The 1486-nt window shown below is 49.9% G+C and carries 1 rRNA gene; it reads right to left on the bottom strand.

The annotated features are described in order from the left end of the window. Positions 1 to 1486: ribosomal RNA gene (locus EGT51_RS12765) — 23S ribosomal RNA — on the bottom strand; the annotation flags it as partial.

The raw sequence follows: 1486 nt of genomic DNA, 5'->3' as shown, positions 1-1486 counted from the left end.
GCGCCTCACTCGAAACTAGCGTTCCGAGTTCTACGGCTCCGACCTATCCTGTACAAGCTGTGTCAACACCCAATATCAAGCTACAGTAAAGCTCCATGGGGTCTTTCCGTCCTGTCGCGGGTAACCTGCATCTTCACAGGTAATATAATTTCACCGAGTCTCTCGTTGAGACAGTGCCCAGATCGTTACGCCTTTCGTGCGGGTCGGAACTTACCCGACAAGGAATTTCGCTACCTTAGGACCGTTATAGTTACGGCCGCCGTTTACTGGGGCTTCATTTCTGGGCTTCGCCGAAGCTAACTCATCCACTTAACCTTCCAGCACCGGGCAGGCGTCAGCCCCTATACGTCATCTTACGATTTTGCAGAAACCTGTGTTTTTGATAAACAGTCGCCTGGGCCTTTTCACTGCGGCTACACTTGCGTGTAGCACCCCTTCTCCCGAAGTTACGGGGTCATTTTGCCGAGTTCCTTAACGAGAGTTCACTCGCTCACCTTAGGATACTCTCCTCGACTACCTGTGTCGGTTTGCGGTACGGGTAATTAATTACTAACTAGAAGCTTTTCTCGGCAGTGTGACATCTGGCACTTCCCTACTAAAATTCGGTCCTCGTCACGCCTTGTCCTTAGCGATAAGCATTTGACTCATCACCAGACTTGACGCTTGAACGCACATTTCCAATCGTGCGCATACCGTAGCCTACTGCGTCCCTCCATCGTTCAAACATAATTAACTAGTACAGGAATATCAACCTGTTATCCATCGCCTACGCTTCTCAGCCTCGGCTTAGGTCCCGACTAACCCTGGGAGGACGAGCCTTCCCCAGGAAACCTTAGTCATTCGGTGGATCAGATTCTCACTGATCTTTCGCTACTCATACCGGCATTCTCACTTCTAAGCGCTCCACCAGTCCTTACGATCTGGCTTCGTTGCCCTTAGAACGCTCTCCTATCACGTGACCTAATGGTCACATCCACAATTTCGGTAACATGCTTAGCCCCGGTATATTTTCGGCGCAGGATCACTCGGCTAGTGAGCTATTACGCACTCTTTAAATGGTGGCTGCTTCTGAGCCAACATCCTAGCTGTCTATGCAACTCCACATCCTTTTCCACTCAGCATGTATTTAGGGACCTTAATTGGTGGTCTGGGCTGTTCCCCTTTCGACGGTGGATCTTATCACTCATCGTCTGACTCCCGGATATAAATCAGTGGCATTCGGAGTTTATCTGAATTCAGTAACCCATGACGGGCCCCTAGTCCAAACAGTGGCTCTACCTCCACGATTCTTAACTCCGAGGCTAACCCTAAAGCTATTTCGGAGAGAACCAGCTATCTCCAAGTTCGTTTGGAATTTCACCGCTATCCACACCTCATCCCAGCATTTTTCAACATACACGGGTTCGGTCCTCCAGTGCGCTTTACCGCACCTTCAACCTGGACATGGATAGGTCACCTGGTTTCGGGTCTACGTCAACTTACTGAA

Source organism: Levilactobacillus suantsaiihabitans (assembly GCF_004745505.1).
Taxonomy (GTDB): Bacteria; Bacillota; Bacilli; order Lactobacillales; family Lactobacillaceae; genus Levilactobacillus; species Levilactobacillus suantsaiihabitans.
The sequence above is the reverse complement of the archived record's forward strand: the minus strand, read 5'-3'. Positions and strand labels throughout refer to the sequence as shown.